This is a genomic window from Arthrobacter sp. AG367, assembly GCF_007828995.1.
Taxonomy (GTDB): domain Bacteria; phylum Actinomycetota; class Actinomycetes; order Actinomycetales; family Micrococcaceae; genus Arthrobacter.
Genome location: NZ_VIVE01000009.1, coordinates 28085 through 40262 on the forward strand (window position 1 = coordinate 28085; position 12178 = coordinate 40262).

Sequence of the window (12178 nt, forward strand, 5' to 3'; positions counted from 1 at the left end):
CCTACTCCTTGGTGGCCGCGGCGAAGCCGGCGGGACGGCGGGCCTCCTGGCCCAGGGCCTGCGCCTGGTAGCCCGTTTCGGCTCCGAAGCGGCTCCCGGGAACGGCATTGTCCGCCATGAGGGTCACCAGTTCGTACGCCACGTGGCTGGCGGCAACACCGGTAATTTCGGCATGGTCGTAGGCGGGCGCTACTTCAACGACGTCGGCCCCCACCAGGTTCATGCCGCGGAAGCCGCGGATGATCTCCAGGAGTTCGCGGCTGGTGATGCCGCCTGCTTCCGGCGTGCCGGTGCCCGGTGCGTGTGCCGGATCCAGGACGTCAATGTCCACCGAGATGTAGAGCGGGCGGTTGCCGATCCGGTCGCGGACCTTGGCGACGGTTTCCAGCACGCCCTGATAGTAGACGTCCGCTGAAGTGACAATGCCAAACCCAAAGCGGTGGTCGTCGTCGAGATCCTTCTTGCCGTAGAGCGGGCCGCGGGTGCCGATGTGGCTGATGGCTTCAGTGTCCAGGATGCCTTCCTCCACCGCGCGGCGGAAGGGCGTGCCATGGGTGTATTCGGCGCCGAAGTAGGTGTCCCAGGTGTCCAGGTGGGCATCGAAGTGGAGCATGGCAATGGGCCCGCCGGCGCGCTCGGCAGCGGCCCGCAGCAGCGGCAGCGCGATGGTGTGGTCCCCACCCAGGGTCAGCAGCTTGCTCCCGGCGGCGGTGAGGTCCAGCGCGTTCTGCTGGATGGTTTCGATGGCTTCGTTGATGTGGAACGGGTTGACGGCCATGTCGCCGGCGTCGGCCACCTGGATGTTCTCGAACGGGCTGACATCCCAGGCGGGATTGTAGGGACGCAGCAGCCGGCTGGCCTCGCGGACATGGTTGGCGCCGAAACGGGCCCCGGGGCGGTAGGAAACACCTGAATCGAACGGCACCCCCACCACGGTCACGTCAGCCTTGGCCACCTGGTCCAGGCGGGGAAGACGGGCATAGGTGGCAGCTCCGGCATAGCGGGGAATCCGGGATGAATCGATAGGGCCAAGGTTGCCGTTGGCTTCAATGCGCAGCTCTTCCAATGGAGGCCTCTCCTTCGAGGAGGTAAGGGACAGGTGTGACTGCAATCATACACTCCTGTTTCCCCTAGAGCATCAGGTGTTTACCAAACCTACCCCCGAACCCCGAGGACAAGTCAGCGGCTGGCGGCGGGCACCAGGACCCAGAGCACCTCTACGGGCTTGTCCGTGGGGTTGACCCAGGTATGGGGTTCGCGGCCGGGAAAGGTTACGGTGTCGCCGGTGCTCAGGTCGTATTCCTCGTTGGTGAGGATCAGCTTGATGGACCCCTTGATCACATGCAGCACATCCACGTCGCAGTCCACCGCATAGAGCTCGGACTCGCCGCGGCCGTGCGGCTCGATCACGGCCTGGATGATCTGGACCCTGCGCTCCGAGCGCGCCGTCAGGAGCCGCTCCACGATGCCCTGGCCGCCGAGCGAAATCCGGGGGCCGTCGTTCCGCTTGGTCAAGTGGGTCTCGGGTGCCGCAAAAAGGTCGCCAATGGAAATGGACAGGACCTGGCAGAGCGTCACCAGTGAGGCCACCGACGGTGAGGTCAGGTCCCGCTCCACCCTGCTGAGGAAACCCTTTGTCAGGCCGGTGGCATCGGCAACCTGCTCGATGGTGAGCCGCTGGGACTGCCGGGCGGCCCGGATCCTTGAGCCGATGGCAACAGGGACGTTACTGGGCTCAACTGGCAGTGCCTTCATCTACGAACCTTTCATGGCCGGCAGTCCGGCTCCACTCTCGAGCCATACTAATCTGCGGCGCTTTTGTGACACGCGCATGCCACACGGGAGCGGCACCGGCGTTCCGATCCTTGACTGTTGCAGCCGTCACACTCTAGTCTTTGGAAACTCCTGTTGCCTATAAGGCAATACCAGGAACCCCTCTCCGTTCGTCCGCGGCGGTGCCGGGCGCCGTCGCCCCCGGCACCACACCCGGCCCACAGCTCCAAGGAGCCAACTATGGATGCAAGTGCCATCAACATCGCCATCGTGGTGGTGTATCTGCTCGCAATGCTGGCCTTCGGCTGGTGGGGCAAATCCCGCACCAGGAACAACAGCGACTTCCTCGTTGCCGGCCGTCGCCTGGGACCGTTCCTGTACACCGGGACCATGGCCGCCGTCGTCCTCGGCGGGGCGTCCACGGTGGGCGGCGTGGGCCTTGGCTACAAGTTCGGCATCTCCGGCATGTGGCTGGTGGTGGCCATTGGCGCCGGCGTCCTGCTGCTGAGCCTTCTCTTCGCCGGGACCATCCAGAAACTGAAGATCTACACCGTGTCCCAGATGCTCACCCTCCGCTACGGGAGCAAGGCCACCCAAGCCTCCGGCATCGTCATGCTCGCGTACACGTTGATGCTCTGCGCCACGTCAACCGGCGCCTATGCCACCATCTTCGTCGTGCTGTTCAACCTGGACCGGGCGCTGGCCATCGCCATCGGCGGCGCGATCGTCCTGGTGTACTCCACCATCGGCGGCATGTGGTCCATCACCCTTGCGGACCAGGTCCAGTTCGTGATCAAGACGGTGGGCATCTTCTTCCTCATGCTCCCCTTCACCCTGAACGCCGCGGGCGGCCTCGACGGGATCCGCAGCCGCGTGGATGCCAGCTTCTTCCAGATGGACGGCATCGGCGTCCAGACGATCATCACCTACTTCGTCGTCTACACCCTGGGCCTGCTGATCGGCCAGGACATCTGGCAGCGCGTGTTCACCGCCAAGACCCCAAGGGTGGCCCGTTGGGGCGGCGCCACCGCCGGCATCTACTGCATCCTCTACGGCGTGGCCGGTGCGCTGATCGGCATGGCCGCCAACGTGGCCCTGGCCAACGTCAAGATCGCGGCGAAGGACGACGTCTACGCCGAGGTGGCCCAGAACCTGCTCCCCGTCGGCATCGGCGGACTGGTCCTGGCCGCCGCCGTGGCTGCCATGATGTCCACCGCGTCCGGCGCCCTCATCGCCGCCGCCACCGTTGCCCGTGCCGACGTCCTGCCGTTCGTTGCCGGCTGGTTCGGCAAGGACGTCAACACCGGCGACACCGAAAACCCGGAGCACGACGTCAAGGCCAACCGCATCTGGGTCCTGGCGCTGGGCATTGTGGCCATCGTCATCGCCATCATCACCAAGGACGTGGTAGCGGCCCTGACCATTGCCTACGACATCCTGGTGGGCGGCCTGCTGGTGGCCATCCTGGGCTGCCTGGTGTGGAAGCGGGGCACCGGCGTGGCAGCCGCCGCGTCCATGGCTGTCGGTTCGGTCATCACCCTCGGCACCATGATCATCCTGGAAGTGAACGCCAAGGCCCCGCTGGACGGGATATACGCCAACGAGCCCGTCTACTACGGCCTGATCGCCTCCGCGGTTGTCTACATCACGGCTTCGCTGCTTACCCGCCCCACGGACCCAGCCGTCATGCGTGCCTGGCAGCTTCGTGTTGCCGGCCAGGAGCTGGAAGAAGCGCCCGAGGAAGTCCTCGCCGGCCGCTGACTTGACCAAGCATTAAGCACGACGGCGGCGCCTCCTTTCGCATTCACGCGCAAGGAGGCGCCGCCGTCGTAAGTCCTACCCTCCTGGGTCCCTACCCCTCAGTGTCGCGGGGCTCGTCGTCATCCAGCGGGACCTCGCGGTCCTCGGCGTCGACGACTATCGGTGGCGGCTGGACCACCGGTTCCCCTTCATCAAGGACCCCGTCCTCCGCGTCCGCATCGTCTACCGGTGCATCCTCGGCGTAATCGTAGGCGGGGTCCGCTTCCACGGCGTCCAGGTGCGGCATGTCCGGGTGCTGTCCGGTGGTGCTCATGATTCAACCTCCGTTATTCGCCTGACGTGCTCTTTAGGGTAGGGCGCAGGATGCGCCACACCTTCATCACAGCACCCGCCGGGCGGACGGGTCAATAGTCGTGGCGGCGCCCGGAAGAGTGGCCAACGGGGGCGGTATCGGCCCCGGTTTTAAGGCATACCGAAAGTTCCCAGCGAGGTTGGCCAGCCAAAAAACCGCGGAAATACGCAGTACGCTGGCAAGGCAAAGGCGCGTAAAACATGCCCTTTCCAGCCCAGGAGTTACCAGTGTCGCAGCACGCACAGTCCAACAACGTCGGGTCCAATTCCCGGACCCCGCACCCGGAGGCCGCCGGCACCCCGCAAAGCCAGCCCTCGCCGTCGAACATCAAACGGTGGCGCCAATACCTGGCGGACGAGCGCGCGGAAGCAGCGGTCTACCGGGACCTCGCCCAGAACCGCGAGGGGGAGGAACGGGACATCCTCCTGGCCCTGGCCGAGGCCGAAGGCCGGCACGAAGCCCACTGGCTGGCCCTCCTGGGAGAGCACGCGGGCAAACCAAAGAGGGCCTCGGCGCGAAGCCGGTTCCTGGGGTTCCTGGCGCGGCACTTTGGCTCGGTGTTCGTGCTGGCCCTCGCCCAGCGCGCCGAGGGCCGCTCCCCCTACGCCAAGGACCCCAACGCCACTCCCGCCATGGCCGCCGATGAGCAGATCCATGAGGAAGTGGTGCGGGGCCTGGCAACGCGCGGCCGCAACCGCCTGGCCGGCACGTTCCGGGCAGCCGTCTTCGGCGCGAACGACGGCCTGGTCAGCAACCTCTCCCTGGTGATGGGCATGGCGGCGTCCGGCGTGGCCAGCACCGTGGTGCTGCTGAGCGGCATCGCCGGGCTGCTGGCCGGTGCCATGTCCATGGGCGCCGGGGAATTCATCTCCGTGCGTTCCCAGCGCGAGCTGCTGGCGGCCACCCGCCCCACGCAGATCACGCTGGCGGCCGCGCCCCAGCTGGACCTTGAACACAACGAACTCCTCCTGGTGTACCTGGCCCGCGGGATGTCCCGCGAGGCGGCGGAACACCGGGTGGCCGAGCGCATGGGGCTGCTGTCCTGCGACTGCGACCCCAGCCTGTCCCTGCAGCCGGACCTGCCGGAGGAAGAGGACCAGCACGAGGCCGTGGGGACGGCCTGGGGTGCGGCGCTGTCCAGCTTCTGCTTCTTCGCCTCCGGCGCCATCGTGCCCATCCTGCCGTTCCTGTTCGGCCTGACCGGGGTCGCCGCATTGGTGGTGGCCGGGGTGCTGGTGGGCATCGCCCTGCTGGCCACCGGTGCCGCCGTCGGCCTGCTGTCCGGCACCTCCCCGCTGACCCGCGGCCTGCGCCAGCTCGCCATCGGCCTCGGCGCCGCCGGCATCACCTACCTGCTGGGCCTGCTCTTCGGCACGGCGGTCGGATAGGGCTCAGCCCCGGAGGACCTCCACGGCCTGATCCACCGTATCCACCAGGTGAATGTAGTCCGCCATGGGCCGCCCGGCGGCCAGGCTGCGCAGCATGGGCCAGGCCGGGTACTCCTGCTCCCAGTGGCGCCGCCCCACCAGCACCATGGGCGCCACTTTCTCGCGGGCGCCATAGTAGTTTTCGCAGGCGTCCTGGAAGATCTCCTGGACGGTCCCGGCTGCTCCGGGCAGGAAGACGATTCCGCCGTGGCACAGTTCCAGCAGGATGGCCTCCCGGATGGCGTTGGCGAAGTATTTGGCGATGTGCGTGGCAAAGTAGTTGGGCGGTTCGTGCCCGTAGAACCAGGTGGGGATCCCCAGGGATGCAGTCCCGCCCGGATGGCGTTCGACGACGGCCGCCGCCGCGCGTGCCCACGCCGACACCGAGGGACGGAACCCGGGGACCGCGGCAAGCGTGCCTAGCGCTGCGTCCAGGTCGCCGTCGGACGCCTGGCTCAGGTAAGCGCCCAGGTTGGCCGCCTCCATGGCGCCGGGGCCGCCGCCGGTAGCCACCGAATACCCCTGGAGGGCCAGGAGCCTGCCCAGCCGTGCCGCCTCCGCGAACTCCAAGCTGCCGCGCGGCGCTGCATGGCCGCCCATGACCCCGACGATGGAGCGGCGGGTCCAGGCCGCCGACCCCGTCAGCTCTTCCAGCGCGTCCCCGATGGCATGGTCGTGCAGGGCAGAGGCCAGGGTCGCATCCACGCGGCGCCGCTGGCCGGACTGGATGCTCCAGTGGTAGATGCGGGCGTCCGGCAGTTCCTCGTAGGGAGACGATGCCAGTCCGGCATACAGTTCAGCCGGGGAGTACAGCGATGCCCGGTAGGGGTCGAAGGGGACGCCTTCCAGCCGGGGAAAAATCAGGGCACCGCGGCTGCGCAGGTTGGCTTCCATGCCGTCGTCGAACAGGCAGCCGAGGAACATGGCACCTTCGACGGTGACGCTCTTCAGGGCGGCCGACCGGCCCCGCAGGTCCAGCGACTGCGCGTGCCAGCCATGCAGGTTAACTGCGCCGCCGGCCACCAGGCGGTCGAAGCTGGCCAGATCCTGGACCTCGAGGTTGCGGGGACGGGGACCAAGGCTTCCGGCGAAATTCACGGCTGCCGCCTTCCAGTCCACATCATGGAGCCAGCCTAGGCCACGCAACGCAACGCTGGCCGGACCTTGTTGCCTCTCAAATTCTCCCGGGGACCGGAAGCCTGCCACCGCGGCTGCTTCTGCCTGCCTCCCTTGACCCGGGAGTAGCGCCTGTTACGATCGTGGAAGAAGAGTATGTCCTATCAAGCGAACATATGGTGGCAGTGCGCCACTGGCGCAGGCGCCGGTCGGGCGGACGCGCAGACATGAACATGAGGGAACGCACCGTGGCGAACAATCTGGGACTCAGCATCGACCGCTCTTCTCCCGTGCCCCTGTACCACCAGGTGGTCCAGGGCATCGAAGCGGCCATCTACAGCGGGGTGCTGGAACCCGGAAGCCGGCTGGAGAATGAAATCGACCTGGCCGCCCAGCTCAACCTGTCCCGGCCCACCATGCGCAAGGCCATGGACGAGCTGGTCCGCTCCGGACTCCTGGTCCGTAAACGCGGCGTGGGAACCCAGGTGGTCTCCAGCCAGGTGCGCCGTCCGCTCGAGCTTTCCAGCCTCTACGACGACCTCACCAACGACGGCAAGAAACCCACCACCGAAGTCCTGAGCTTCTCCCACGTTGAAGCCGAGGACGCCACCCGGGCAACACTGCAGCTTCCGGCAGGCTCAAAGGTCTATCACTTCACCCGGCTCCGGAAGGTAGGCGGCAATCCGCTGGCCCTCATGGAGAACTGGGTTCGGGACGACATCGCGGAAATGGATGAGGCCATGCTCGCCGCTGAAGGCCTGTATTCGATCCTCCGGCGCGGCGGGGTCAACTTCCGCCTGGCCAACCAGCGCATCGGCGCCGTCAATGCCAACGACTACCAGGCCTCCATGCTGGACACGACGCCGGGATCCGCGCTGGTCACCATGGAACGTACTGCCGTCGACGACACCGGGCGGCGCGTGGAAACGGGCCACCACGTGTACCGCGCCGATTCCTACAGTTTTGAAATGACTCTCGTACAGCGATAATCCAAGGAGCCAACTCCATGACCAACTGGGTTTACCCCCGGGGCACCGCCGCTGACGGCAAATGGGACATTTCGATCGGAACCTCCGACTCCTCCCTCGCCGTGGACGGCTGGGCGCACACCGGCCTGAAGGTGGCCACGGTGCCGGCCGGTGCCGCCGTCGAACTCTCCGCCGCGGACGAGGAACGGATCGTGGTGCCCCTCAACGGGGCCTTCACCGTGACGGTTGACGGCACCGACTATCCCCTGGCGGGCCGGCCCTCGGTCTTCTCCGGGCCCAGCGACGTCCTTTATTCCGGCGCCGGACGCGCCGTGAGGATCAATTCCGCCGACGGCGGCAGGGTGGCAGTGGCCACGGCCCCCGCGAAAGCCTCCTACCCCACCCGGCTGGTCCATGCCGCGGAGACCCCCGTGGAACTGCGCGGCGCCGGCAACTGCTCGCGCCAGGTCCACAACTTCGGCACCCCGGCAGCGCTGGAGGCCGACCGGTTCATCGTCTGCGAGGTCCTCACCCCCGCAGGGAACTGGTCTTCCTACCCTCCCCACAAGCATGACGAGGAAAAGGACGGCGAGACCCAGCTCGAAGAGATCTACTACTTCGAAACCCAGGTGGCGTCCGGCTCCGCAGCGCCACCCGACGCCGACGCCATCGGGTACCAGCGCGTCTACGCCTCCGATGAGCGGCCCATCGATGTGTCGGCCGAGGTGCGCACCGGCGACGTGGTCCTGGTCCCCTACGGCTGGCACGGCCCGGCGATGGCCGCGCCCGGCTACGACCTCTACTACCTCAACGTCATGGCAGGTCCGGGCCCGGTGCGGGAATGGCTGATCAGCGACGATCCCCACCATGGCTGGGTGCGTCAGACCTGGGAGACCCAAAACATCGACCCGCGGCTTCCGTTCGGCGCCTAAGGAACCCCGCCGCCTAGCGGCTGGCCAGCTCCTCGACAGGCACCGGCACCTGGCCTTCAAGCTGCCGTTCCCGCTTGGCCGCGGCGGCGGCGAACGCCATGACGGCCAGGCCCGCAACGGTGATCACGGCGCCCGCCCAGATGGGTGAGGTGTAGCCGAGGCCGGCGGTGATGGTGACCCCTCCCAGCCAGGCGCCCAGGGCGTTGCCCACATTGAAGGCACCGATGTTGGCGCCGGAGGCCAGGGTGGGAGCCCCGGAGGCATACTTCATCACGCGCATTTGCAGGCCCGGCACGGTGGCGAAGCCGAAGCCGCCCATCAGGACCAGCGACATGACCGTCAGGACAGGGCTGGCGGCCGTCAGAGCGAACACCACCATGACCACGGCCAGCGCGGCGAGCACCACCAGGAGCGTCCGGTCGACGTTGCGGTCTGCGGCTTTGCCGCCAAGGGTGTTGCCGGCGAAGAGGCCCGCCCCGAAGACAATGAGCAGCCATGGCACGGTGGAGGCCGCAAATCCGGACACCTCGGTGAGGGTGTACGCAATGTAGGTGAACGCGCCGAACATGCCGCCGAAGCCGAGGATGGTCACCAGGATGGAAAGCCACACCTGGCCGGAGCGGAAGGCCCGAAGCTCGGAGCGGAGGCTTCCCGCCTGCCCCGCTTCACGGGCCGGCTTGGGAACCAGGGCCAGGATGCCGGCGAGCGCAGCCACGCCAATGACCGTGATGGCCCAGAAGGTGGCACGCCAGCCGGCCGCCTGGCCCAGCAACGTCCCGAACGGCACGCCAAGGACGTTGGCCGCGGTCAGTCCCGTGAACATGAGCGCGATGGCGCCTGCCTTCTTGCTGGGCGGGACCATGCCGGCCGCCACCACTGCCCCGATGCCAAAGAAGGCGCCGTGCGAGAGGGCGGCAACAACGCGGCCCAGCATCATTGGCCAGTAACCGTCAGCAGTGGCGGAAAGCAGGTTTCCGGCAATGAACAGGACCAGCAGTGCGGCCAGTACGGGCTTGCGCTGGAATCGCGTCACGGCTGCCGTCAGGCCCAGCGCGCCCACCACCACGGAGAGTGCGTAGCCGGAGATGAACCAGCCGGCCTCCGCTTCGGTGACGCCAAAGTCGGTTGCCACCTGCGGGAGGAGGCCGGCGATGACGAATTCCGTGAGTCCTATGCCAAACCCGCCCAGGGCGAGTGCTATCAGGCCAACAGGCATGCGAATGCTCCTTTGAGCTGTACGTGTGGTTGTTCCGTGAAGTGGAAGGCGCCTAAGATAGTTGCAGGCGCGGTATTTATTGTTGCACATGCAAATATGCCGCGCAAGCAACTATCTCTACCCGCGGCTGCCGGAGGGCTCTCCCGCCGGGACAATTCGTAAAGGAGCAACCATGGGCATCAAAGACGACGCCGTCGAGGTCCGCGCCCAGGGCTGGCGCACCCTGGCGGCCCTGCATGGGCTGATCGAAGGCGAGCTGGAGCGCTCCCTCCAGGCAAAGTCGAAGCTCTCCGTGGTGGAGTACACAGTGCTGGACGCCCTCAGCCGACAGGACGGCTGGCACATGCGGATGCAGCAGTTGGCGCGTGCCACGGCGCTCAGCCCCAGCGCCACCACCCGGCTGGTGAACCGGCTTGAGGACCGCGGCCTCCTGACCAGGATCCTGTGCGACGACGACCGCCGTGGAATTTATACGGAACTGACGCCCACCGGCCTGAGCCTCCTTGAGGAAGCACGGCCCGTCCACGATGCCACGCTTGAGCGGGCCCTCGGCCGCGCGATGGCCATGCCGGAACTCGCACCGCTGGTTGACGCACTGCCCGGGCTGCATGCGCGCGCATAGGACAGCAGAGCCCCTTTGAGGATCCTCATAGGGGCTTTGCAAGGAGCAGCGGGGCGCTGGTCCGGTCAGGGAACCTTCGCCGCGGCGGCCCCGGCCTTGCTGCCGGCCACATTCTTGAAGTAGTGCTCCAGGTCCTCCAGGCTTTTGTCCTTGGTCTCGGGCACGTATTTGGCGGCAAAGGTGATGGCGCCAACACCCAGCACGGCGAACACGAAGAACGTGTTGGAGATCCCGATGGCCGCAAGCAGCTGCGGGAAGCCGAAGCCGATCAGGAAGTTCACGATCCACAGCAGGAAGGCCGACGCGCCCATGCCCAGCCCACGGATCTTCAACGGGGTCGAGGCCAGCCAGCGTGGACTCTCGGGCATGACGTTCATCCCGATCCACAGCGCGATGGCCGGCAGGGTGGCGATGACCAGCATCCAGCGCCAGATGCCGTGCGATTCGCCGAAGGAGTTGCCCACGTAGGCGTTGAAAATGAAGGCCAGCAACTGCCCGGTGACGATCATGAGTTCGTTCTGGGTGACGATCCGGCCGCGCCGGTCGCGCGGCGATATCTCGGCCAGGTGGACCGGAACGGTAACGGATGCCCCGCCCACGGCAAGCCCCAGGATAAACCGCGCGGCGATTAACACTTCGGTGTTCGGCGCGAAGGTGCAGCCCAGGGTGCCCAGCAGGAAGACGACTGCCAGGACCATGATCATCCCGCGCCTGCCGTTGCGGTCTGCCAGGCGGCCGCCGAACAGGGCGCCAAACGCGGCGCCGAACAACAGGGACGAGGCCACCAGGCCCTCGGTCAGTGGGGTGAGGCCCAGATCCTGCTGCATATAGGGCAGCGCGCCGTTGATTACGCCGGTGTCGTAGCCAAACAGCAGGCCGCCAAAGGTGGAGATGATCGTGGCGGTCCGCAGGGCGCGCTGGTGGTTGCCGGGCTGCCGTATGGTCGTTTTCCCCTCCGTCCCCTTCTCCTGTCCTACTTGTAGAGGTCGGGCTTCGCAGCCAGCTTCACGGCGACCTTTTCGCCGTTCTTCTGCGCCTCGACGCCTGCCTCGCAGCATGCGGCGGTGGCGTAGCCGTCCCAGGCGGTGGGGCCGCCGATCTCATCGCGGAGGGCGGCATCCACCCAGGACTGGATTTCGACGTCGTACGCTGCCCCGAAGCGCTCCTCGAAGCCGGGGGTGACGCTGCCGCCCCAGCGGCCGGAACTGCGGGTGTAGGGACCCTTGTCGCCGCCGATGCTGACGATGCCGTCCTCGAAGGAGGCCTGGGTGGCCACCTCGTAACCGAATTTGGCGTTGACGTAGATCTCGACGTCCGCCAGGACGCCGGACTCGGTCTCGATCAGGACGTGCTGAGGGTCGTGCTGGCCGTTGGGAGCATTGCGGGTGGGCTTGCCCAGCCGGACCTGGATGCTGGTGATTTCCTCGCCGGTGAAGAACCGGATGGCGTCGAATTCGTGGACCACGGAGTCATTGATGAGCATCTCGTTGGTGAAGCCCTCAGGGGTGTTGGGGTTGCGGTGCTGGTGGTGCAGCATCAGCAGTTCGCCCAGCTCATGGTTGCGGATGATGGAGCGGAGCGCTGCGTATTCGGCGTCGAAGCGGCGCATGAAGCCCACTTGGATGCGCTGGTGGCCCAGCGCCACTTCGGCTTCGACAATCTTCCAGGAGGATTCGGCGTCCGGGGTCAGCGGCTTTTCGCAGAGGATCGGAATGTCCCTGGCGATGGCCTTGAGCAGGATGTCCTGATGCAGGAAGCCCGGGGTGGCGATGAGAACGGCGTTGACGTCGCCGTTGTTGAGGGCTTCGTCAGCGTCGGCCAGGGCGACTGCGCCGGGGATGTCTTCGACGGCGGCCTCGGCGCGGGCGAGGTCGACGTCGACGACGGCGGCCACTTCGGCGCCATGGATCCGCTTGTTGAGGCGCTGGATGTGGTCGGCGCCCATGCGGCCTGCGCCGATGACGGCGACGCGGAGGGTTTCAGTCATTGTTTGGTCCTTTTGGCGTTAGCA

At 66.8% G+C, this 12178-nt stretch carries 12 protein-coding genes; 5 read left to right on the forward strand and 7 right to left on the reverse strand.

Features of this window, described 5'->3' with window-relative positions; translation table 11 throughout:
- Position 1: 1 nt before the first annotated feature.
- Together speB and FB478_RS18305 are read right to left on the reverse strand one after the other, a co-directional pair.
- Positions 2–1066 carry an agmatinase gene (speB, locus tag FB478_RS18300; RefSeq protein WP_018769602.1) on the reverse strand — a complete coding sequence of 355 codons (1065 nt, stop codon included), beginning with the start codon at positions 1064–1066 and terminating at the stop codon, positions 2–4.
- Between the two features lie 113 nt (positions 1067–1179).
- Positions 1180–1755 (reverse strand): cupin domain-containing protein, encoded by a 576-nt coding sequence (locus FB478_RS18305; RefSeq protein ID WP_018769601.1) that lies wholly within the window; start codon positions 1753–1755, stop codon positions 1180–1182.
- A gap of 258 nt (positions 1756–2013) precedes the next feature.
- Between FB478_RS18305 and FB478_RS18310 the strand changes: the two genes are divergently transcribed.
- Complete coding sequence (locus FB478_RS18310) at positions 2014–3534, forward strand: sodium:solute symporter (RefSeq protein ID WP_144601267.1); 1521 nt, start codon at positions 2014–2016, stop codon at positions 3532–3534.
- Positions 3535–3625: 91 nt separating this feature from the next.
- On the opposite strand, the gene FB478_RS18315 is transcribed toward FB478_RS18310, so the two are convergent.
- Positions 3626–3847, reverse strand: coding sequence for a hypothetical protein (locus FB478_RS18315; protein WP_056389059.1), 222 nt, complete (start codon positions 3845–3847; stop codon positions 3626–3628).
- A 266-nt stretch (positions 3848–4113) separates the two neighbouring features.
- On the opposite strand from FB478_RS18315, the gene FB478_RS18320 reads away from it, so the two are divergent.
- Positions 4114–5274: a VIT1/CCC1 transporter family protein gene (locus FB478_RS18320; protein WP_056389060.1), complete on the forward strand. Its 1161-nt coding sequence runs from the start codon at positions 4114–4116 to the stop codon at positions 5272–5274.
- Positions 5275–5277: 3 nt separating this feature from the next.
- On the opposite strand, the gene FB478_RS18325 is transcribed toward FB478_RS18320, so the two are convergent.
- Positions 5278–6411 carry an LOG family protein gene (locus FB478_RS18325; protein ID WP_144601268.1) on the reverse strand — a complete coding sequence of 378 codons (1134 nt, stop codon included), beginning with the start codon at positions 6409–6411 and terminating at the stop codon, positions 5278–5280.
- Between the two features lie 266 nt (positions 6412–6677).
- Here FB478_RS18325 and FB478_RS18330 point away from each other — a divergent pair, with 266 nt between their 5' ends.
- Together FB478_RS18330 and iolB are read left to right on the forward strand one after the other, a co-directional pair.
- On the forward strand, positions 6678–7418 hold the full coding sequence (locus FB478_RS18330) for a GntR family transcriptional regulator (protein ID WP_144601269.1): 741 nt from the start codon (positions 6678–6680) through the stop codon (positions 7416–7418).
- Between the two features lie 17 nt (positions 7419–7435).
- A complete protein-coding gene (iolB, locus tag FB478_RS18335) occupies positions 7436–8329 on the forward strand; it encodes a 5-deoxy-glucuronate isomerase (RefSeq protein ID WP_144601270.1) in 894 nt (297 codons plus the stop codon).
- Positions 8330–8342: 13 nt separating this feature from the next.
- Here the strand turns inward: iolB and FB478_RS18340 are convergent, their stop codons facing one another.
- Positions 8343–9545 (reverse strand): MFS transporter, encoded by a 1203-nt coding sequence (locus tag FB478_RS18340; protein ID WP_018769594.1) that lies wholly within the window; start codon positions 9543–9545, stop codon positions 8343–8345.
- Between the two features lie 172 nt (positions 9546–9717).
- Here FB478_RS18340 and FB478_RS18345 point away from each other — a divergent pair, with 172 nt between their 5' ends.
- The gene (locus FB478_RS18345; RefSeq protein WP_144601271.1) at positions 9718–10167 is read left to right on the forward strand and encodes a MarR family winged helix-turn-helix transcriptional regulator; all 450 of its coding nucleotides are present in this window, start codon (positions 9718–9720) and stop codon (positions 10165–10167) included.
- A gap of 65 nt (positions 10168–10232) precedes the next feature.
- Here FB478_RS18345 and FB478_RS18350 read toward each other — a convergent pair whose 3' ends face one another.
- Positions 10233–11222, reverse strand: a complete 990-nt coding sequence (locus FB478_RS18350) for an MFS transporter (RefSeq protein ID WP_395858361.1) — start codon at positions 11220–11222, stop codon at positions 10233–10235.
- Positions 11141–12154: a Gfo/Idh/MocA family protein gene (locus FB478_RS18355; RefSeq protein ID WP_144601272.1), complete on the reverse strand. Its 1014-nt coding sequence runs from the start codon at positions 12152–12154 to the stop codon at positions 11141–11143. Before FB478_RS18355 ends, FB478_RS18350 begins: the two co-directional genes overlap by 82 nt.
- Between the last annotated feature and the right edge of the window lie 24 nt (positions 12155–12178).

Excerpts from the sequence above, each read along its gene's own strand:
- FB478_RS18340 (WP_018769594.1), bottom strand. The coding sequence starts at position 9,545 with ATGCCTGTTGGCCTGATAGCACTCGCCCTGGGCGGGTTTGGCATAGGA.
- iolB (WP_144601270.1), top strand. The coding sequence starts at position 7,436 with ATGACCAACTGGGTTTACCCCCGGGGCACCGCCGCTGACGGCAAATGG.
- FB478_RS18305 (WP_018769601.1), bottom strand. The coding sequence starts at position 1,755 with ATGAAGGCACTGCCAGTTGAGCCCAGTAACGTCCCTGTTGCCATCGGC.
- FB478_RS18315 (WP_056389059.1), bottom strand. The coding sequence starts at position 3,847 with ATGAGCACCACCGGACAGCACCCGGACATGCCGCACCTGGACGCCGTG.
- FB478_RS18355 (WP_144601272.1), bottom strand. The coding sequence starts at position 12,154 with ATGACTGAAACCCTCCGCGTCGCCGTCATCGGCGCAGGCCGCATGGGC.
- FB478_RS18345 (WP_144601271.1), top strand. The coding sequence starts at position 9,718 with ATGGGCATCAAAGACGACGCCGTCGAGGTCCGCGCCCAGGGCTGGCGC.
- FB478_RS18310 (WP_144601267.1), top strand. The coding sequence starts at position 2,014 with ATGGATGCAAGTGCCATCAACATCGCCATCGTGGTGGTGTATCTGCTC.